At 58.2% G+C, this 21518-nt stretch carries 17 protein-coding genes and 1 tRNA gene; 7 read left to right on the forward strand and 11 right to left on the reverse strand.

Annotated features, from left to right (window positions below; translation table 11 throughout):
• Positions 1-90 precede the first annotated feature (90 nt).
• The 5 genes from ACZ1HN_RS13025 to ACZ1HN_RS13045 form a co-directional block, all read right to left on the reverse strand.
• A complete protein-coding gene (locus tag ACZ1HN_RS13025) occupies positions 91-1278 on the reverse strand; it encodes a vWA domain-containing protein (protein ID WP_472727811.1) in 1188 nt (395 codons plus the stop codon).
• A 1-nt stretch (position 1279) separates the two neighbouring features.
• Positions 1280-1450, reverse strand: coding sequence for an apolipoprotein acyltransferase (locus tag ACZ1HN_RS13030; RefSeq protein ID WP_472727812.1), 171 nt, complete (start codon positions 1448-1450; stop codon positions 1280-1282).
• Between the two features lie 34 nt (positions 1451-1484).
• The gene (locus tag ACZ1HN_RS13035; RefSeq protein WP_472729320.1) at positions 1485-2843 is read right to left on the reverse strand and encodes a DUF2927 domain-containing protein; all 1359 of its coding nucleotides are present in this window, start codon (positions 2841-2843) and stop codon (positions 1485-1487) included.
• A 5-nt stretch (positions 2844-2848) separates the two neighbouring features.
• Positions 2849-3304, reverse strand: coding sequence for a GNAT family N-acetyltransferase (locus ACZ1HN_RS13040; RefSeq protein WP_472727813.1), 456 nt, complete (start codon positions 3302-3304; stop codon positions 2849-2851).
• A gap of 301 nt (positions 3305-3605) precedes the next feature.
• A complete protein-coding gene (locus tag ACZ1HN_RS13045; RefSeq protein WP_472727814.1) occupies positions 3606-4445 on the reverse strand; it encodes an AAA family ATPase in 840 nt (279 codons plus the stop codon).
• Positions 4446-4629: 184 nt separating this feature from the next.
• On the opposite strand from ACZ1HN_RS13045, the gene dksA reads away from it, so the two are divergent.
• From dksA to ACZ1HN_RS13060, 3 genes are all read left to right on the forward strand, one after another.
• Positions 4630-5052, forward strand: coding sequence for an RNA polymerase-binding protein DksA (gene dksA, locus ACZ1HN_RS13050; protein WP_222520910.1), 423 nt, complete (start codon positions 4630-4632; stop codon positions 5050-5052).
• A 404-nt stretch (positions 5053-5456) separates the two neighbouring features.
• Positions 5457-6530, forward strand: a complete 1074-nt coding sequence (locus tag ACZ1HN_RS13055; protein WP_472727815.1) for an SMP-30/gluconolactonase/LRE family protein — start codon at positions 5457-5459, stop codon at positions 6528-6530.
• A 169-nt stretch (positions 6531-6699) separates the two neighbouring features.
• Complete coding sequence (locus ACZ1HN_RS13060) at positions 6700-7149, forward strand: GNAT family N-acetyltransferase (RefSeq protein ID WP_472727816.1); 450 nt, start codon at positions 6700-6702, stop codon at positions 7147-7149.
• Positions 7150-7249: 100 nt separating this feature from the next.
• On the opposite strand, the gene ACZ1HN_RS13065 is transcribed toward ACZ1HN_RS13060, so the two are convergent.
• Genes ACZ1HN_RS13065 through rocF form a run of 3 tightly spaced genes read right to left on the reverse strand, consistent with a single transcriptional unit; the run spans position 7250 to position 10142 of the window.
• Positions 7250-8293 carry an ornithine cyclodeaminase gene (locus ACZ1HN_RS13065; protein ID WP_472727817.1) on the reverse strand — a complete coding sequence of 348 codons (1044 nt, stop codon included), beginning with the start codon at positions 8291-8293 and terminating at the stop codon, positions 7250-7252.
• Positions 8290-9180, reverse strand: a complete 891-nt coding sequence (ctlX, locus tag ACZ1HN_RS13070) for a citrulline utilization hydrolase CtlX (RefSeq protein WP_472727818.1) — start codon at positions 9178-9180, stop codon at positions 8290-8292. Before ctlX ends, ACZ1HN_RS13065 begins: the two co-directional genes overlap by 4 nt.
• Before the next feature lie 41 nt (positions 9181-9221).
• Positions 9222-10142, reverse strand: coding sequence for an arginase (gene rocF, locus ACZ1HN_RS13075; protein WP_472727819.1), 921 nt, complete (start codon positions 10140-10142; stop codon positions 9222-9224).
• 104 nt (positions 10143-10246) lie between these two features.
• On the opposite strand from rocF, the gene ACZ1HN_RS13080 reads away from it, so the two are divergent.
• Positions 10247-10672, forward strand: coding sequence for an Lrp/AsnC family transcriptional regulator (locus ACZ1HN_RS13080; RefSeq protein WP_472727820.1), 426 nt, complete (start codon positions 10247-10249; stop codon positions 10670-10672).
• On the opposite strand, the gene ACZ1HN_RS13085 is transcribed toward ACZ1HN_RS13080, so the two are convergent.
• Both ACZ1HN_RS13085 and ACZ1HN_RS13090 read right to left on the reverse strand, forming a co-directional pair.
• Entirely contained in the window at positions 10653-11123 is a 471-nt protein-coding gene (locus ACZ1HN_RS13085; RefSeq protein WP_472727821.1) for a disulfide bond formation protein B, read from the reverse strand. The two genes, ACZ1HN_RS13080 and ACZ1HN_RS13085, sit on opposite strands and share 20 nt — an antisense overlap.
• Complete coding sequence (locus tag ACZ1HN_RS13090) at positions 11120-11698, reverse strand: YqaA family protein (RefSeq protein WP_299605854.1); 579 nt, start codon at positions 11696-11698, stop codon at positions 11120-11122. The genes ACZ1HN_RS13085 and ACZ1HN_RS13090 overlap by 4 nt, the downstream gene beginning before the upstream one ends.
• A gap of 88 nt (positions 11699-11786) precedes the next feature.
• Between ACZ1HN_RS13090 and ACZ1HN_RS13095 the strand changes: the two genes are divergently transcribed.
• The 3 genes from ACZ1HN_RS13095 (at position 11787) to ACZ1HN_RS13105 (ending at position 20923) form a co-directional block, all read left to right on the forward strand.
• A tRNA-Leu gene (locus ACZ1HN_RS13095) sits at positions 11787-11872 on the forward strand.
• Between the two features lie 974 nt (positions 11873-12846).
• On the forward strand, positions 12847-18732 hold the full coding sequence (locus tag ACZ1HN_RS13100) for a cadherin-like domain-containing protein (protein ID WP_472727822.1): 5886 nt from the start codon (positions 12847-12849) through the stop codon (positions 18730-18732).
• A 313-nt stretch (positions 18733-19045) separates the two neighbouring features.
• Positions 19046-20923 (forward strand): Hint domain-containing protein, encoded by a 1878-nt coding sequence (locus tag ACZ1HN_RS13105; protein WP_472727823.1) that lies wholly within the window; start codon positions 19046-19048, stop codon positions 20921-20923.
• Here ACZ1HN_RS13105 and ACZ1HN_RS13110 read toward each other — a convergent pair.
• Complete coding sequence (locus ACZ1HN_RS13110) at positions 20916-21515, reverse strand: nucleotidyltransferase family protein (RefSeq protein WP_472727824.1); 600 nt, start codon at positions 21513-21515, stop codon at positions 20916-20918. The two genes, ACZ1HN_RS13105 and ACZ1HN_RS13110, sit on opposite strands and share 8 nt — an antisense overlap.
• Between the last annotated feature and the right edge of the window lie 3 nt (positions 21516-21518).

Raw genomic sequence — 21518 nt, forward strand, 5'->3', positions numbered from 1 at the left:
ATTGGGGAAAGTCCTGTAGATCCGTCGTGTGCGTTTGGAAAACCAACCGGTTGTTTGGCATCAGCCAATCACTTGGGCCCGCTGTCCGGCCTAACGTGTCAGGGCGCGCATCCCGCGGCCGAGCCCTTCGAGCGTCATGGGCACCATCGCCTCGGCTCCAAAGATCTCTTGGATCATGCTGATGGAATGGGTGTAGGGCCAATACTTCTCGGGCACCGGGTTGATCCACAGGTTCGACGCCCATTGGTCGCGGGCACGGGCCAGCCATACTTGCCCCGCTTCCTGGTTCCAGTGTTCGTTTGCACCACCGGGATAGGCGATCTCGTAAGGGGACATGCTGGCATCCCCTACGAAGATGCATTTGTAGTCGGGGCCATAGGTGCGCAGCACCTCGTGTGTGGGTATTTGTGCGTCCCAGCGGCGGCGATTGTCGCGCCATACGCCTTCATACAGGCAGTTGTGGAAGTAAAAGTGTTCGAGATGCTTGAACTCGGATTTGGCTGCCGAGAAAAGCTCCTCAACGATCTTCACATGCGGGTCCATTGAGCCGCCCACGTCAAGAAACAGCAGCACCTTCACGGCGTTGCGCCGTTCTGGCCGGGTCTTAACATCAAGATAGCCGTGCTCGGCGGTCGCGCGGATCGTGCCGTTCAGATCCAGCTCTTCGGCGGCACCATCGCGTGCCCAGCGACGCAGACGCTTCAATGCGACCTTGATATTGCGCGTGCCAAGTTCAACTGTGTCGTCCAAGTTCTTGAATTCACGCTTATCCCAGACCTTGACCGCGCGCTGGTGACGGCTTTCCTTTTGGCCGATACGCACACCTTCCGGATTGTAGCCATAAGCGCCGAAGGGCGACGTACCTGCAGTACCAACCCATTTGTTGCCACCTTGGTGTCGGCCCTTTTGTTCTTCGAGGCGTTTCTTGAGCGTATCCATGAGCTTGTCGAAGCCGCCCAAGGCTTCAATCTCTTTCCGCTCTTCTTCAGACAGATGCTTTTCGGCCAGCTTTTCCAGCCAGTCCTGTGGGATGTCGACGGCTTCAAGCACCTGATCGATGCTGATCTGTTCCAACCCTTCGAATGCGGCGGCAAAAGCGCGGTCGAACTTGTCGATGTTCCGTTCGTCCTTTACCATTGCCACGCGGGCAAGGTAGTAGAACGCCTCGACATCATATGTGGCAAGGCCCGCCTTCATGCCCTCGAGAAATACGAGGAATTCGCGCAAGGACACTGGTACACCGTTCTTTCGCAAGCTTTCGAAGAAGGGCAAAAACATATCAGCCCCGCATCGCGCGATCGACCAGAACCGTCGCGATCATGCCCACGATGACGAAGGCCAGGGCGTAACCCGCTGCGTATTGCAGGACGTCCAGTCGATTTCCATCGCGTTTTTTTGCAGTGAAACCACCGATCAGGGCGCCAAGCACAGCCGCTGCGATAACAATCATTTTTCTTGCCCCTCAATGTGTTGGGGCGGATAGTTCACCCCTTGAGCGGGCTTAGCGACGAGATTTCCCGCAGCTTGGCCCGCACCGCCCAGTCAGAGCCGAATCCGTAGCGCGCCCACCCCAGGCTGTCCAGCCTGACGGCACGTGCTTCTGCGGTGCGGCCCTGCAGATCAAGCGCTTCTGCGCGGAGCAAGAGAAGCGTCGACAACAGCGCGGCGTTTTCGTTGCGCGCGGCCAGATCGATGTGGGGGGCCAGCGTGACAAGAGCTGTATCCCCATCGCCACGGCTGATTGCATAGGCGGCCAACTGGGTTGCAACATATGCGCGGTGCAGGTTGGCACCGGGCGTGGCGGCATAGAACTGGTCGGCAGCACGAAAATGCGATTGCGCTGCCTTGGGATCACTGGACAAGAGCAAGCGCCCATTGGCGTAATGTGCAAAGGCGCGGCGGTGGTCGCGCCATCCCATGGCCCGTGCAATTTCCAGCGCGCGTTCAGCAGCTTCCTTGCGTTGTCCTGTGGTCGCTCCTGGACCGAGGGCGGTTTGCACCGCTTGGCTCCAAGCACGCGGCGTGCGGGTTGCGAACTTCGCAGGCAGGTTCTCCCCCGCGGGGTTGATGCGGGCAAAGATCTGCGGCAGGCGCTGAGCGACTTGGCCGCGGGTCATGCCTGATCTCAGCTCGGGCGCGTAATATGCCTTGAGCATCAGCATGTCGAAACCGGTCAGAATGGTATGCACATTGTCGTCGTTGAACACGCTGTCGGGCAGGCGATACAGGTCATTCAGTGGACCAATGGCCTGAGCAAGTTCTTCGTGCAGGCAATCACGTACTTCTTGCGGGCTGGCATCATTGGGCAGGAAGATGGCCAATTTCTCGCGCGTCCGCAGATTGCTCCAGCTTGTGCGTGGTGTGCGGCGGTTCGCCTTGTATTCCGATATTGTCGTAATATTCGGGACCACGAAACAGGCTGCATGGGGCAGGGCCTTGCGAATGTCTCTGCGCGATAGTGCCTCAATCGTGATGTTGGCCGTGTTGCCGGGGGCGGCTTCGTAAATGTCGATATCGGCTTCGGTGCGCAAGCGGTGCATCAGACGGCGCAGATCGGCGCCAAGCGAAGCGGGCGGTTGACCCGTTACGCGGACGGAGATCGGCCCCTCGAACCGGGTGAACACGGGTAGGGCGCGCCCGGATTCAAGCTGGAAGCTAAGCTCAACGAAATCCAGTGCCAGGTCATTGTTGGACCGGATTGGTTTGTCAGGACGCGGTGCCCCGAAGGTTTTCATCGGCGGCAGATCCGAGCTGTAAGGCAAGGCGCGGGTCGGCGTATCACCAGGTGTGACTGGCACGCACGCATTGAGCGCAAGCACGAGTGGTAGAACAAAACGGCGCATCATGGTCATCCCCGATCATACTTGATGAAGGGGGACAGCGTGCCGATGCGGTCATAGAGCTTGCGCGCCTCGGTGTTGAAGTCCTGGGTCAGCCAGTAGACGGACGGTGCACTTGCAGCATCCGCAGCCGAATACACGCCTTCGACCAGTGCCCGCCCGATACCGCGGCCACGCACCGCGGGGTCCGCGTAAAGGTCCTGTAGATAACAGACATTTTCGACTTTCCAGCCGTGACGGTGAAACAGGAAGTGGGTCAGACCGACGAGTTTGCCATCAAGTTCCGCAACAAGACAATTGTAGTCTTGCGGGTCGTCACCCAACAGGCGTTCAAAATATGTGTCGTAGATGTCTTGCTGGCGAGTGGTTTCGTAAAAGGCCAGATATGCTGTCCACAGATCACCCCAAGCGGGGCGATCCGACAAGATAAGAGGGCGCACAGTCAGTGCGTCGGAACCGGTCATTATTACTGCCTGCCTGCCTTTTAGCATTTTGGATGTGGGCGTTTTCGCCTCTCATCGCGGTCAAGGTATGGAGCAATTCAGGCAAAAGAAAGACTTTTTATCCACAATTCTTGTGCGGTCCGAACGCAGTGAATTTCTGTGGCGGAAAAGACTCGGTTTACGTGTTCTTGGGCGGAGTTGACGGGGGTCGAAATGGACCCACCGCTTGCCGTCCTCTCAAGTCGATACAAACGACAACGCGCTGGCAACGTTGTGGCCAGCGCGTTGTCGATCGTCCCATGTCAATGCGGAAGGTTCAGGGCTACCGCTGACCCCGCGCCATGAAAGCCAGGCGTTCAAAGAGGTGAACATCCTGTTCGTTCTTCAGCAATGCGCCATGCAGTTTGGGCAGGGCGCTGGCACCGTCTGATTTCAGATCTTCGGCACTCATATCTTCGGCGAGAAGCAGCTTGAGCCAATCCAGCACTTCGGACGTTGATGGTTTCTTTTTCAGCCCTTGCTGATCGCGGATTTCGAAGAACTGTGTGAGCGCTGTGGTCAACAGGCTTTCCTTGATGCCTGGGTGATGAACGGCAACAATCTGCTTCATTGTCTCCATGTCGGGGAAACGTATGTAGTGGAAGAAACAGCGGCGCAGGAACGCGTCGGGAAGTTCCTTTTCGTTGTTCGAGGTGATGATCACCACAGGGCGCTGGCGCGCTTGGATCGTCTTGCCGGTCTCGTAGACAAAGAACTCCATCTTATCGAGTTCCTGCAACAAGTCGTTGGGGAACTCGATGTCCGCCTTGTCGATTTCATCGATCAGCAGAACGACCTTTTCGTCCGCCTCGAACGCCTCCCAGAGCTTGCCTTTCTTGATGTAGTTCGAGACATCGTGAACCTTGTCTTCGCCCAGCTGGCTGTCACGCAAACGGCTGACAGCGTCATATTCATAAAGGCCTTGCTGTGCCCGTGTCGTTGACTTGATGTTCCATTCGATCAGCCGCAATCCCAGGCCGCGGGCCACTTGTTTGGCCAGCTCGGTTTTGCCGGTGCCCGGCTCGCCCTTGACCAGCAGGGGCCGTTCAAGCGTAACGGCAGCATTTACCGCAATGGTCAGGTCGTCGGTCGCGACATAGGCATCGGTGCCTTGGAATTTCATGTTTGTTCATCCTGTTGCGGCATTGTGTTGATCAAGCTGCTTTTAGCCAATCTGGTGCGGGAATGGGTAGTGACAATCCTCCGCCCCTCGGATAGACGCTGCGGCAGGGAGCTGATCGGGGCAAAACACTGGACCAACTGGGGAACCGTTGATGGCCAACGTCAGTCGTATCGAGGGGAAGCTAATGAAACAGGAAGTGTTCCTGCCGGATGACTATCGCCCGGCAGAAGACGAGCCGTTCATGAATGACCGGCAAGTCGAGTATTTTCGTCGCAAACTGCTGAACTGGAAGTCCGAGTTGCTGGCAGGCAGCAAGGATACAATCGAAGGGTTGCAGGATGGCACGCGCAACATTCCCGATGTCGCGGATCGCGCATCCGAGGAAACGGACCGCGCGCTTGAACTGCGCACCCGTGATCGCCAGCGCAAGCTGGTCGCCAAGATCGACAGCGCATTGCGCCGGATCGATGAAGGTGAGTACGGGTATTGCATCGTGACGGGCGAGCCGATTTCGCTGAAACGTCTGGATGCGCGTCCGATCGCAACGATGAGCCTGGAAGCTCAGGAACGTCACGAACGCCGTGAGAAGGTGCATCGCGACGACTGAGCCGATGTTTCGGCAATGTGGCGAGTTGTCGGGGCGGGTTTCTGTCCCGAAAGACGACATGTGGCAAAAAAACTGTTTGTCTTGCGGCTGACCAAATTCTCGAAAGTGGGCTGTGTCGAGAAGTCTCTATGGGCGTCGGCGATCTGGGCCCTTTGATGGCGCGCGCGCTTTGACTACCTTTTTGTTTTAGCTCGGCAGGTTAACGTATGCGCAAGTACATCGAGGTTTTCGGAACTCGGAGCGCTGTCCGCGGCCACTTGCGCGCAAAGCTGCGCCTTGTGTTTGCGTTCGAAGGGTAGCGTACGGATTGCTCACGATGATGTAAGGTACCGCCGGATGGCGCTTGATATGCTTGCAGAACGGTTTGGCTTCGGCGGTGTTATGCTGCCTGACGGAGAGGATGCATGAAGCTTGTGTTTCGTGGAATTGCAGCGATCGCCGTGGCCCTTATCGCCTACCTGGCGCTTTGGCCGGTACCGGTGGAACCTGTAGCATGGTCAGCGCCAGAGGATGCAGGCTATGTTGGAGCGTTTGCTGCGAACAACCGGCTCACGGCGTTAGAGTTCATCGACCTCGATGGGCGCAGCGGGCCGGAGGATGCGGATGTCGGGCCCGATGGCCTGGTCTATGCAGCGACCCATGAGGGCGAAATCATCCGCATCGAAAACGATGGCAACATCACTTCCTTTGCGCAAACAGCTGGCAGGCCTTTGGGCATTGAGTTTGGTGCCGAAGGTACACTTTATGTGGCGGACGCTTACCGTGGTCTTCTGGCTATTGATCGCGCAGGCGTGGTCACACTGCTGACGGACGCGGCGGATGACGGCAGTCCGATCCTTTATGCCGATGACCTCGACGTAACGGCGGACGGTGTGGTCTACTTCACCGATGCCTCAACCCGTTTTGGCGCTGAAGCAAGCGGTGGAACGCTGGCAGCCTCCGTGCTGGATTTGGTTGAGCATTCGGCAAATGGACGCGTGTTGAAATATGATCCCGTTACGGGCGAAACGACAGTTTTCTCGTCAGATTTGACCTTTGCCAATGGCTTGGCGCTTAACGAAAGCGAAGATGCAGTTTTTGTTGTCGAGACAGGAGATTACCGGATCTGGCGTTTTCCGCTGGATGGAACATCAGGAGAGGTGATTTTGGACAATCTCCCAGGTTTTCCGGACAACATTAATCCGGCGTCAGACGGGACGTTCTGGGTTGGGCTCGTGAGCCCGCGCAACGCGATCATGGACAGTTTGTCAGAGGCGCCTTTTTGGCGCCGCATGATCATGCGCCTTCCAGACGCGTTGCGTCCCGCGCCCACGCGATATGGCTTTGTGTTGCGTGTGACAGAGAACGGCGAGGTGATCGAAACGCTTCAGGACCCCAGCGGAGCCTATGCATTGACCACAGGCGCCGTGACCCTGCCCGACGGTCGGGTTGTGGTCACGTCACTGACAGAACCGCGCCTGGGTATATTGTCAGAATAGGTGCGCAGGCGGAGCCGAGTCACTCGAGACGATGAAAGACTGGTCTGGTGAAAGCGCTTTTATAAAGGTGCCCCGCAAATTGGATGCCGCTTTGAACCCGGGTCGACCGACACTGTGCTAGTCTGTTGGAGTGATTGCTGACAAAAGATACCGTTTTCGCCATGTGACGATGGACGACCTCGATCTGCTGATGAAGTGGCAGGCAGAGCCACATGTTCGAGAATGGTGGGACTCGGACGAACCATATGTTCAGGAAACGATAAGCGATCCTCGTGTGTCTCGCTGGATCGTTTCAGTTGGTGAAAGTCCCTTTGCGTTCATGCAGGACTACTCCGTGCACGGATGGGAAAATCATCATTTTGCTCACCTTCCCGACGGATCACGGGGGATTGATCAGTATATCGGCTATCCAGAACTGGTCGGCATCGGGCATGGGTCAGCCTTTATCGGGATGAGAATGCAAACCCTCTTTAGTGAAGGCGCTCCGGTGATCGCGACTGATCCACACCCTGAAAACAAGCTTGCGATTTCGGTCTATCGAAAACTGGGCTTTGAACCGGTTGGACCACCTCAAGAAACACAGTGGGGCCTGATCCTGCCAATGCTCGCAACTCGGTAAGATAAGATCAGCGATCAGCAGCTTATCCGCAAACCTGGCTTTACTTTGCATTTCGACCCATCAAACCGGGTCGACAATGGCTGGGTATCTGCCCTGGTCGCTACCCCTTGGCCCGTGTGAGCATTCCGAACAGGTCGCGGGGATCATCTGGGTCCGCCAACAGGTCAAGCGGGTGAAAAAATGCTGTATCTTCGATCTGATCGCGTACAAACCGCAGGGCTGAGAAATCCTCGATTGCGAAACCGACGCTATCAAAGATCGTGATCTGCTTGTCCGATGTACGGCCCTGTGCCTGGCCAGCAAGGACCTGCCAGATCTCGGTCACTGGGTGGTCATCCTCCAACTGCTGAATGTCCCCTTCAATGCGGGTCTGGGGCGGGTATTCAACAAAGATGTCGCCGCGCTTCAGAATGGCTGGCGCGATTTCCGTCTTGCCGGGACAGTCGCCGCCGATGGCGTTGATGTGCACGCCTGCACCTACCATGTTGTCCGTCAGGATCGTGGCATAGGCCTTGTCCGCGGTGCAGGTGGTCAGGATCTGGGCGCCTTGAATGGCGTCTTCGGCGGTCGTGCAGGCCGTCACCTTGAGCCCCGAACCCGCGAGGTTGGCAGCGCATTTGGCGGTGGCCGCTGGGTCGATATCATAAAGCCTTACTTCGCTGATACCGGCAATGGCCTGCATGGCCATCGACTGGAATTCGGATTGCGCACCGTTCCCGATCATCGCCATCGTCTTGGCGCCCTTGGGCGCAAGTGCACGCGCCACCATGGCGGATGTCGCTGCCGTGCGCAGGGCCGTCAGCATCGTCATCTCGGTCAAAAGCACCGGGTAGCCTGTGTCCACATCCGCCAGGAGGCCAAATGCGGTGACCGTTTGCAGCCCTTCAGCCATGTTCTTGGGGTGGCCGTTGACGTATTTGAAGCCGTATGTTTCGCCGTCTGAGGTCGGCATCAGCTCGATCACCCCTTCAGCAGAATGGCTGGCGATGCGCGGTGTTTTGTCGAACCGCTCCCACCGTTTGAAATCGTCTTCGATATAGCCTGCGAGCCCGCGCAGCATATCCTGCACACCGACGTGGTGGATCAGCTGCATCATGTGATCGACGGACACAAAGGGCACGAGGGCCTTGTCGGATGGGGTCATGGGGTTACTCCTTGGCGGCGGGCTAGGTGCAGCCCTGCAATCATGCAGCGCACCGAGCCTCCGGCTGTTTCGATGGTGGGGATATCAAGTGGCAGGCAGGTCGTGTGCCGCGCCAGGATGTTTTGTTGATCGGGGGTCAGCGCAGCCATAGCGGTTGTCGACAGGGCGAGGCGCGACCCTTCGGACCCTGTCAGTTCGATGGCGTTGCCGGCAAAGGCCCCGATTTGTTCGCCGCTGAGCTGGATCACGTCGCGCCCTGTTTCGGCGAGGCGTGCGATAACCTCGTGGCGGCGGGCGCTGTCGCGGATCATCTCGGCCCCGATCAGGGCGAAGCGTGTGCCGATGCACATCAGAACGTTTGTGTGATAGATCGCTGTGCCGGTGGCGTCGCACGCATCGAAGGCGATGGGTTCGAATCCGAAATGGGTGCAAAACCGTTCCAGCAAGAGCGGATCGGCGCGGTTGCTGCGCGCGACATATGCCACGTGGGCGATATGGTCGAGCACCATGGCGCCAGTCCCTTCGAGCGCGAGGCCATCGTGTTCCAGCCCGGAATAGTCGATGACATCCTGCACCCTGTAACGGGTCTTGAGCGTATCGATCACATCCCAGCGCCGCTCGCGCCGGCGGTTTTGGGCATACATCGGGTAGACCGCGACGCGGCCACCGGAATGGGTGGAAAACCAATTGTTTGGAAAAACCGAATCCGGGGTGTCGGTGCCAAGATCATCGAACACGTGGGTTGTGATCCCGGCTGCGCGGAGTGCGGTCACGGCGGCGTCGTGTTCCTGCCGGGCCTGTGCTGCAATGTCGCCTGTGGCCGCCGTCTGGAACGCATTGTCTTTGGCGGTTTCGGGGTTGGGATGAAAGTTGTGTGGTCGGATCATAACCACATCAGTGGGCGCTTGGAGCATATGCGGCGGGGTCCTTAATAGGCGCGGGTGGGGCGGTCGAAGATGCGGCGGCCAAAGGCCGAGGCGACAAGGTCGACCATCAGCTGGGCGGTGCGTCCGCGTTCATCCAGAAAAGGGTTGAGTTCCACGATATCGAGTGACGTCATAAGCCCGCTGTCGCAGATCATCTCCATTACCAGGTGGGCTTCGCGGATTGTGGCGCCGCCTGGCACTGTTGTGCCCACGGCCGGGGCAACCGAAGGATCCAGAAAGTCGACGTCGAGCGAGACATGCAGCAGGCCGTTTGCCCTGGTCACCCGGTCGAGGAACGCGGCAAGAGGTTTTGCGATGCCATGTTCGTCAATCTGGCGCATGTCGACGTAAGTAACGTCGCTTTGTTCGAGCGCGGCGCGCTCTTCCGCATCGACGGAGCGTAGTCCAAGCATGGCGATGTGTTCGTGCTGGACCGGGTGCGTGATCTCGGGAAAGCCGTCAAACCCGGGCCGCCCGGTCACATATCCCATCGGAGTGCCGTGCAGGTTGCCCGACGCGGTGGTTGCCGGTGTGTGGTAATCGGTATGTGCGTCCAGCCACAGGACGAAGAGGGGGCGACCGCGTTGAGCCGCAGCATTCGCCACCCCGCGGACTGTTCCCAGCGCCAGCGCATGATCGCCACCCATGAAGATCGGGACGGACGTTGCGGACGCGCTCTGGGCCACATCGGACAGGGCGTGGGTCCATGCGATTGTTTCTTGCGGCGCGTGTAGTCGTCCGTCCGCTTCTTCGGTGAAGGGAGCAGGTGATACGTTGCCGTGATCTGAAACGGTGTGGCCGAGATCGGCCAAAGCCCGGTGCAGGCCAGCCGTGCGCAGGGCATCCGGGCCCATGAGGCAGCCTTGGCGGCGCTTGCCACTGTCCATCGGCACGCCGATCAAATCGATTGTTCTGGCTTCCATTCCGCACCTCATCGCTGTTGCACCACAAATTTGCGCAATTCGTGTCGTGGACAAGCGATCATTTTGTCCGTATCGAACTATGATTGATCAAAATGGAGGCGGAAATGGATGAAACTGACAATCGGTTGATTGCTGCCCTGCGTCACGATGCACGCGCGTCCCTGTCCGATCTGTCCATCCGCCTGGGGCTGTCGCGCACAACGGTGCGGTCCCGGATCGAGAAGTTGCAGGCGCGCGGTGACATATTGGGGTTTACCGTTGTTGTGCGCGCAGACACTGCCCGCGATCCGGTGCGTGGGCTGATGATGATCGGGATCGAGGGGCGGGGGACCGAACGTATCATACGCCAGTTGCAGGGTATGGTTGAAATACGTGCCGTTCATTCGACCAATGGCCGTTGGGACGTGATTGTCGAGATTGGCACCGACACGCTGGAGCAGTTTGACAGTGTTCTGTTTCGCATCCGGAAGCTGGATGGGGTGGTGGCGAGCGAAACGTCGTTGCTGCTGTCTACGCGGAAGTCGGCCTGACGCGCAGGGCCGCGATCCAGACCGCGGCGATGAGGATCGAAAGGACCATGTTCCATCCGGCCATGCTCAGCCCTGCAAACTGCCAGGCGATTTCATCACAGCGGATCAGCGGCGCGGCCATGATCTGATCGAAAAGTGCATCGGGGTCGAGACTGTCGACGGCACCGGACGAACAGCTGGTCGGTCCTTCCCACCAGCCTTGCTCGACACCAACGTGATAGGCTCCGACGCCTGCCGTGCTGAGAGCCGCGATTGCGCCCAATGCGATCAGAATGGGGAGAGGCACAAAAAACGCCAGAGCACCGAGGGCGATGGCTGCCGCGTGTGGATAGCGCTGCCAGATACACAGTTTGCAAGGCGGCAGACCGCCGAGGTGCTGGAAGGCAAACGCCCCCAACAGCAACGCCACCGAGCCACCTGCGGCCAATGCAACGAGGTTTTGCCGTTTCATAGTGCCCCCACGGCTAGGAATCCGCCCACAAGGATCACGACGAACAGGGTGAACATCAACCCGAGACGACGCTCGATGAAATCACGAATGGGTGCGCCGAATTTCCAAAGCAATCCGGCAACGATGAAGAAGCGCAAACCGCGGGCCAGGACGGATGTGGCCATGAAGGTGGCTAGCGGCATGCCCGTCCAGCCGGACATGATCGTGATCACCTTGTAAGGGAAGGGGGTCACGCCAGCTGTCAGTACAGCCCAGAAGCCAAAGTCGTTGAAACGTGTGTTGAACGCCTCCATCGCGTCGGCTTTGCCCAGGGCGGCTAGAATGGGTTGTCCGATCGTGTCAAACGCCAGCATCCCGATGGCGTAGCCCAGCAATCCGCCCAGGACCGACGCGATCAGGGCCACACCTGCAATGAGCCACGCACGGTGTGGCGCGGCAAGGATCATCGGGATCATCAGGACGTCGGGCGGGATCGGAAAGATCGAGCTTTCCACAAACGCAACAATGGCCAAAACCCAGAGCGCGCCGGGGTGATTGGCCCATCCCATGGTCCAGTCGTACAGTCGCTTTATCATGCGGGGCGGCAGACCATGGGCGGGAAGGGAGGTCAAGTCGCTTTGCACTTGCCCCTGACGCAGCACTTCGGTATCCGGCAGTTCTGAGGCCCAAGTGGCGGAATGGTAGACGCAGGGGATTCAAAATCCCCCGCCTTTGCGGGCGTGCCGGTTCGAGTCCGGCCTTGGGTACCAGCCTCTGACTACTAATGTGATCATGCATGACCAGTTTTGGCGTGCTCAGATTGGTCTGTTCGATATCTTGAATAACAATTGTCTAGAACCCTGACAGTGCTTTGCGTTAGACGGCGAGGACGACATTGCCTTTTCGAAGCGCTTTGGAAACTGCAAGATCGCTATACGGCGATGTCATTATGGAAAATCGATCCCAAGCGATTCGCGGCAACCGCTGTCTTGTTGGGCAGATCGCATCATTATGGTATCTTTTTGTCCATTGATCGCGGTTTGAGAACATAAGCACCACAAAATCTGGCAGAAACACGGCAAAATTATCTGTGGTCAACTGTCGTGATGGGGCGAACTTGAAGGTGAATCTGTTAAAAAACGGGAATGCACTTAAAATGTTCTTCTACAGTGATTTAGGCGGGTATTTGCCCATACATGTGCGTACTTTGCGTATATTAGTACAATCAGGGGTGGCAAAAATTTTCACATAAATGGGCGATGTATGCGTCTGTTTGCGTGGATAGTGCCACTTTTCGGACATTTTTCCCTTTTTTTGCATCAAAGCTGACCGTAAGAACAATCTTGCCCAACTGGGGGGCGATGTCTTTAGGTCAAGGGGGCGACCGCACAAGACGCATTGAAAGATGTGGGGAGTGTGTTCGCTACGTTGCCGAGCAACCGCTGAAAGATGCGTTTGCCGGGTCCGTACCGGTTTGCGTGTCGCAGCCGATCATTTCTCCCTCCATTTGTTCAGGCGTGGATGCGGATCGCCCGACCGATAGGTGCGTCGCTTCGTCTTTGGTGAAGAGTGAGTTAATGATGGAGACGGACCGATGTGGCAAATCACCCGAGAGTTGATGCCTAAGATGGCAATCACCCGCCGTTTCGCTGTCCTGGCCGTAGCGGCCAAGATCTCCGTTTATTGTGCAATTGTTCCGGTCGCGTTGCGTGCTGCGCGCAACCACGCCTAGGAGTTCCGACACATGACCAAGTTCATTGATTTCAACGCCCTCGCTTCGGGCACTGTTGTCGACAACGAATTCAGCACCCAAGGCGTGACGATTTCGGCCACTGGTGGGGCAAATCAAGCCATGGTGTTCAACACGGCGCAGCCGACTGGGCAGGATAGCGATCTGGCGACCACGAACCTCGGGGGTGCGTTGATCATCTCGGAAGACGGCGACAGCAGTGACCCGGATGACAATGGCAGCGGTGGCAAGATCAACTTTGTCTTTGACGAACCTTCCGTCATCAACCGGCTGACCTTCCTCGACATCGAGGAAGGCGCGTATGTGCGTTTTTATGATGCCCACGGGAATGAGATCGACAAGATCAAGATCGAAGATACGGACGACAATGGTCAGTCGATCGTCGATTTCGATGTATCAGGTGTGACGCGGATGGAAGTCGAACTGAAAGGTTCGGGCGCCATCGACAACCTTGTGTTCGACACCTCGGGCCTTGATGGCGTGGTGGAAGGGGACAACGACGGCAACCTGATCGACGCGGCCTATGACGAAGATCCTGAAGGCGACTGCATCGACGCCAACGATCAGATACTCCCGGGCGAAGACCGGGATGATGACATTGTGGATGCCCTGGGTGGGGACGACACGGTTGAGGCCGGTCGAGCGGACGACGAAGTCTATGCTGGCAGCGGCAATGACAGCGTGCAGGGCGGTGACGGTGATGATGTCATCTTTGGCGACAGCAATTATGCGGGCCCGGGTGCGGGCGTGTCCGAACGTGAAGTCTTTGAGTGGGAAAAGTCACCGTTCGGCGACGACAACACTCTGGGCAATTTCACGCAGGACACCGGCAATGTCGAAGTGTCGTTTTCAGTCCTCAATCAATCCGGTGCGTCCCGCACGATCCAATCGAACGACACGCAGAATATTCAGAACATCGATGGCGACGGCAATTCGATCGATAACAACAGTTCGCTCGACAACATTCTGAATGGTCAGGGAAATTCGGCGGAATACCAACTTGAGTTCTCGGCCTCGGTCGAAGACGTGTCTTTCCGTATCAATGACATCGACGGCGATGGTGTCGTGCGCGTCATTGCATATGACGCTGCTGGACAGCAGATCATCGTCGACCTTGAAGGTGGCAGCAATCTGACGCTGCTGGACACGGATGGCGTAGCGGGCAACGATACGGCGGACAGCAATGGCGGCTATCTGGCGGACACGTCCGAAGAGTATTCGCTGCTTGTCAGCATTCCGGGGCCCGTGTCCCGCATTGTCATCGAGCATGAACAGGACGGCGGCGACAATTCAGGCATCAACATCACCGACGTCTATTTCGATGCACCCATCGTTGATGATGGCGCCGATGGCAATGACACGCTGGAAGGTGGTGGCGGCGACGACACCATTTTCGGTGAGGGCGGCCATGACACGCTGCGCGGTGAAGATGACAATGACAGCCTTGTTGGCGGCGACGGCAATGACCGCCTTGAGGGCGGCCGGGGCAATGACGTTCTGGACGGTGGTGCCGGGCGCGACTTCCTGATTGGCGGATCGGGTGATGACACCGGTTTTGGTGGCGCTGGCAATGATGAAATCTGGATGGGCTCGGGCAACGACTCGGTTGATGGCGGGGAAGGCAACGACTGGATCCACGGTCAATCGGGTGATGACACGCTGAACGGTGGTGCCGGCAGAGACATGGTCTTTGGCGAAGAGGGCAATGACGTCATTTCAGGTGGTGCCGGCGCTGACGTGCTGAGCGGCGGCGATGATGCTGACACGATCTTTGGCGGTGCGGGCGATGACGTGGACGGTGGTGCCGGTGGCTTCAGCACCAACCCGGCGAACAACACGGACCGCGATGTTCTGGATCTGACCGGGCAGGGGCCGTTCTTTCTGGACAACGTGACGCCTGACAGCAATGGCAACGGCATCAACGGTACGGTCGTGTTCGTGGATGCGGACGGCAATCCGAATGGGCTGACCCTGACCTTTACCGAAATCGAAGAGGTCGTTGGCGACGAGATCAACCGCGGTCCCGATGCTGTTGATGATACTGCAGAAGTTGATGAAGACGGCAGCGTCGATATCGCTGTGCTGGGCAACGACAGCGATCCCGATGGCGATCCGTTGCGCGTGACGGAAGCCACGTCGCCTGACGGGGTTGTCACGATCAACTCTGATGGCACGCTCACCTTTGAGCCGAACGAGAACTTCAACGGCCCGACGATCATTACCTACACCGTGACCGATGATCAGGGTGGTGAAGACACAGCGACCGTCAACGTGACGGTGAACCCGGTCAATGACGCACCTGATGCGGTCAACGACACCGCCCCGACGGACGAAGACACGCCCGTCACCATCGACGCGCTGGCAAATGACACGGATTTGGATGGCGACGCGCTGACCATTACTGGCGCATCGGTCCCTGCGGATCAGGGTACGGTCGAGATTGTGGACAATGAATTGCTGTTCACACCGACGGAGAACTTCAATGGCGATGCGACCATTTCCTATTCCATCGAGGACGGCAATGGCGGCACTGACACGGCCGAGGTCGTGGTCACGGTCAACCCGGTCAATGACGATCCTGTCGCGGTCGATGATCTGGCCGACACGATGGAAGATGAAGCGGTTGTCATTGATCTGCTGGGCAATGACACCGACGTGGATGGTGATGATCTGACACTTGCGTCTGTCTCTGTCCCCGCAGATCAGGGTTCGGTTGTCGATAACGGTGACGGCACCGTGACCTTTACCCCGGCACCGAACTTCAACGGTACCGCGACCATCGACTACACCGTATCGGACGGCAATGGCGGCACTGATGATGGTCAGGCCATCGTGAATGTTGGCGCGGTCAATGACGGTCCAACGGCCAACGACGATACCGCGACGACGGATGAGGATACGCCTGTCACCATCGACGTGATTGGCAATGATACGGACCCGGACGGCGATGATCTGACGATCACGGGCGCATCGGTGCCAGCCGATCAGGGTACGGTCGAGATTGTGGACAACGAGTTGCTGTTCACCCCTGCCGAGAATTTCAACGGCGATGCGACCATCACATATTCGATCACGGACGGACATGGTGGCACGTCAACTGCCGAAGTCGCTGTGACGGTGAACCCGGTCAATGATGATCCGGTTGCTGTAGACGATATCGAAACCACGGACGAGGACGTGGCCGTGGTCGTGGACCTGTTGGGCAACGACACCGATGTGGACGGCGATGACCTGAGCATCGGATCGCTGAGCGTTGATCCTGCTGAAGGTTCGGTTGTCGATAATGGCGACGGCACCGTGACCTTTACACCTGCGCCGAACTTCAACGGCCCGGCGACAATCAGCTACACGGTTGTTGACGGAAATGGCGGGGAAGATACGGGCGAGGCCGTTGTGTCCGTCGGTGCCGTCAATGACGGTCCGGTTGCAGAGGACGACGCTGACACGACTGACGAAGATACACCCCTCACTGTAGATGTGCTTGGCAATGACAGTGACGCGGACGGCGACGATCTGACTGTCATTTCCGCTGTCGTTCCGTCCGAGCAGGGTGAGGCTGCCATCAATCCCGATGGTACGATCACCTTTACTCCGGCTGAGAATTTCAACGGTACCGCGACGATCACTTACACGATCGCAGACGGCAATGGCGGTAATGACACCGCTGATCTGGTCATCGAAGTAACCCCGGTCAACGATGCACCCGAGGCTGCTGACGACGCTGAAACCACGCCGTTCAATACGGCCGTCACCATTCCCGTGCTGGACAATGATACTGACGTGGACGGCGACGCGCTTCGTTTGACCGAGGCAACATCGCCCGACGGGGACGTGGTCATCAACGGCGATGGAACGCTGACCTTCACACCCAATGACGGGTTCGAGGGCGACGCGGTCATCGATTACACCATTACGGATGATCAGGGCGGCTTTGACAGCGCTGAGGTCACCGTGACGGTCGAGCCGAACCCGCTCGACGGGATTGTCGAGGGCAGTGATGATGGCGAACTGATCGACGAGGATTACGAGGGCGATCCCGAAGGGGATATGGTTGACAGTGGCGACAACATCTTCTCGAACGATCCTGAAGACGCGGATGATGACATCATCGAAGCGGGTGGCGGCAACGACACGGTGATCGCCGGTCAGGGTGATGACGTGGTTGACGGCGGCGACGGGGATGACCTGATCGAAACCGGCAACGGTGACATTGCGCCGGATCTTGGCTTCCCCAACGACGATGGGACACCTGTTCCCGGCTTCCCCTTCGGCTTCCCGGCGGATGATGATCCGAACAACGACCTCGACTTTGTTGATGGTGGTGCGGGCGACGACACGATCAGCACCGGCGACGATGCGGACACCATCGTGGGTGGCACCGGCAACGATGTCATCGACGGCGGCATCGACGATGACGAGATTTCCGGCGATGAGGGCACTGACCGCATCGTGGGCGGTGAGGGCAATGACCTGATCGAAGGCGGCGTTGGCGACGATACCATCTTTGCGGGCAATGACCCCGATCTGGGTCTGGACCAGTTGAATATCGAAGATGACGGATCGAACCCGATCTTCCCGGCCGATCCGCGCCCTGACAACGGCATGGACACAGTGTTCGGGGGCGCAGGCAACGACCTGATCTTTGGTGCCGATGATGATGACGAGCTGTTTGGTGAGGAAGGCAACGACACCATCGACGGTGAGATCGACGATGACCTGATCGACGGCGGTATCGGTGATGACAGCCTGCTTGGTGGTCAAGGCAATGACACCATTCTTGGCGGCGCAGGCAACGACTTCATCGATGGTCAGGGTCAGGCCGACACGGTTGATGGCGGTGACGGCAACGACACCATTCTGGGCGGCAACGGCGCTGATGTGCTGTCCGGCGGAGCGGGCGATGACATTATCGATGGTGGCACCGGTGACGACACGCTGAGTGGCGACGCAGGTAACGATTCGATCCTTGGATCAACCGGGGACGACTTGATTGACGGTGGCGCAGGCAACGACACCATCGACGGCGGTAACGGCGGATCAGACATCATATCCGGTGGCGACGACCGTGACCTGTTCATCAATGTCGATGCGGGTGAAGTCGTTGACGGCGGCGGCGGCGGTGACGACTTTGACACGCTCGACCTGCGTGGTTCAGCGCCGAACAACGGGTCGCTTCAGGTGGTCTTCACCAACCCCGACGCTGGGGGTGACGGCTTTGACGGTGTGGTCAATTACTTCGACCAGAACGGCGATCCTGCTGGCACGTTAACTTTCACCGACATCGAAGAGGTCATTCCCTGCTTCACACCGGGCACTTTGATTGCGACACCAACAGGTGAGCGTCGGATCGAGGACCTTAGGGTTGGCGATCGGGTGATCACCCGGGACAATGGAATTCAGGAAATTCGTTGGGTTGGCAGCCGTGAGATGTCAGGTGAAGAGCTTGCCCGAGCACAGCATCTTCGCCCGGTCCTAATCCAGCAAGGTGCGCTTGGTCGGGGTCTGCCGGAGCGTGACATGCTTGTGTCACCTCAGCATCGGGTGTTGATGGCCAGTGACAAGACGGAACTGTATTTCGACGAAAGCGAAGTTCTGGTGGCTGCCAAGCACTTGACCTTCATGGATGGCATCGATGTCGTCGAAGTTTCGGGCACTACCTACATCCACGTCATGTTTGAGCAGCACGAGGTCATCTTGTCCGACGGTGCATGGACGGAAAGCTTCCAGCCGGGTGATATGACGTTGAATGCGATGACGGATGCGCAGCGCAGCGAAATCCTGGAGCTGTTCCCGGAACTGGAAAACGGCCAAGGATCAGGTGTTTACGCTTCCGCTCGGCGGAGCCTCAAGAGACACGAAGCGCATCTTCTCTCGCATTGAGCATTCGCCAGAGTGTTGAGAGATATGCGCAGTTCCTCGCGATGATTCGCGGGGGCGCAGGGAACGGGGCATTGGGGGGTGCACCCTTTTTCTGTGTTCAATACGGGCAATAATGCCGAATTGTTTCTTCTACGGCGGCGTATGGCGCTGCATTGCAGCATCTTTGTGCACGAATAACGTGCACGTTTACTTTCTTGCAGTTTTTCCCCCTGAATTTGGCTCAACTTTAAATTAATACTGTGGCCTGGGTGTTTGGTCTGTGGGGGCAGTTCATAACCCCTTTCATTGTGTGCGGATATGAAGGGCAACTGCTATGGCCGATATCAACGGAACGTCGAACAACGACACCCTGCAGGGAACGAATGAGGATGACACGATCCAATCCCTTGGAGGTGCGGATCTGGTTTCAGGGGAAGGTGGCGACGACAGCATTCAGGGCGGCGGTGGCAATGACACGTTGTTCGGCGATGTGGGCGAGGGAACCGCGCCGGGCAATGATGCGACCCCTCTTGTCATCGACATCAACAACCTGGTGACGCGCGACAGTGCTGACAACAATGCGCAAGCGGGTGCCTCGGCTGTGTACCGTAATGTTGCTCAGTTGGAGGACGGCACGCAGGTTTCGGCCCGGCTTGTTTTGGTGTCCAAATCCGACCCGAACTTGCGGGTCGACTTGTCGGGTGGCAATGGCTCTGAAATTCTGATGAACGGCAACGGAACGGGTGATACCGCCAGCTTCCGTATGGAATTCTTTATTCCCGATAGCCCGAATGCAACGACCGGCACGCCCGTCGCATTGAATTCGACCGCAACCGTCAACGATCTGGACCGAAACAGCCCAGGCGACCAGGAAGCGGTGACAATTGATGCAAACAGTTTCACTTCATTTGCGACAGATGCCAACACGTCACTGAATGTCACGACCAGTGGCGGCACCGTCACTGCGGCCGGGACCGAACAGAACAACCCAAGCGATCAGGATGCGTGGTTCTCAGCCTCGTTTGAAAATCGCGAATTCATCGAGTTTACGCTTGAAGCGCGCAACACCAATTCCGGTTTCTCGTTCTCGGGCGATCTGATTGACGATGTGGTGGTGACGCCGATTGAAGCCGGAGATGACACGATTGACGGTGGTGCCGGCCAGGACGTGATTTTTGGTCAGGGTGGTGACGATAGCCTGTCCGGTGGTCAGGGCGACGATGACATCGACGGTGGCGAAGGCAACGACGTGCTGGACGGTGGCCAGGGTCAGGACGAGTTGATCGGTGGTGCGGGCAACGACACGCTGATTGGCGGCACCGGTGATGATACGCTGTTGGGCGGCGACGGCGAGGATCTGATCACCCTTGGTCCGGATAATGACCAGGCGCAGGGTGGAACAGGATCTGACCGCTTCACTTTTGACGGGTTGGGCAATCATAGCATCGTCGGCGGTGAAGATGCCGATGGAATGGATATCGACGTTCTTGATCTGTCTGGCGTGCGGGCGAATGTTCTGCCCGATGGGCCGGGATCGGAATCCGGCACGGTCGAATTGCTTGACGACAATGGGAACGTGGCGCGTCGCGTCACCTATTCCGAGATCGAGCAGATCATCATTTGCTTCACCCCCGGTACGCGTATTGCAACACCGAAGGGCGAGATCGCCGTTGAGAGACTGAAAGCGGGCGACAAGGTCATTACTCGTGACAATGGCGCGCAGACCCTGCGCTGGGCTGGACGCCGTGATCTGGCCCCGGACGAAATGCGCATGAACGCGGCGTTCCAACCAGTCCTGATCCGCGCTGGTGCGCTTGGCAAGGAGCTGCCCGATCGCGACATGCTTGTGTCGCCGCAGCACCGTATGCTGGTCAAATCCGATCTGGCGGAGATGATGTTCCAGGAGCGTGAAGTTCTGATTGCCGCCAAGCACCTGACGGGTCTGGACGGTGTGGACCAGGTCCAGACCGGTGCTGTCAGTTATCTGCACCTGATGTTCGATCAGCATGAGGTTGTGCTGGCAGAGGGCGCGTGGTCAGAAAGCTTCCAGCCGGGTGATCATTCGTTGCGCGGCATTGGTGCAGAGCAACGGCAAGAGATCCTGGCCTTGTTCCCGGAGCTCGACACGCTCACAGGGCTGGACACGTATAGTTCGGCGCGATTGTCGTTGAAGAAACACGAGGCACGCACCCTCGTGGATCGCCTCAGGTGATATGACGGGCCGCGCGCCATGCGGCCCAGTCCTCGGGCGTATCCAAATCCAGACGCGCGCGCGTGCCGGGCAGGGGAACCAAGTGAACCTTGTTGCCCGCCTGCTTGACAATATCGCGCCCGCCATCGTCTCCGCGCAGCTTTGCGAACGCCGGAAAAAGCGCGCGTTCGAAAATGATCGGGTGCCCACCGCGCCCATCTTCGGTTGCGCCGCGCCAGATCAGCGCGTCCGGGTGGGTGCGGGTCGCGTCTTGCACGGTGCGCAGATCGTTTTCGGTGATGTCGGGTAGGTCACCCAGGAGCAACATGGCGTGTGTGTCCGGTGGGCTTAGCGTGGCAAAGATCGTGCGCAGGCTTGCGCCCATTCCTTCGGCGGCGTCGTGCACGGTCACGGGGCGCGCCGTCGTTTGAGCAACAAGGGCATAGCGGGGGTGCGGTTCTGGCGGCAGGGCCACACGTACATCATCACTGAGCGCCAGTGCGATTTTGATCTGCCGCGCCAGCAGTGGCTGGCCGTCCACGTCTTGCATCATCTTGTCTGCGCCACGCATGCGCGAGGCGGCACCGGCGGCGAGGATGAGGATCGGCATCATGTT

The sequence above is a fragment of the Tateyamaria sp. GN1-10 genome, from assembly GCF_055693845.1.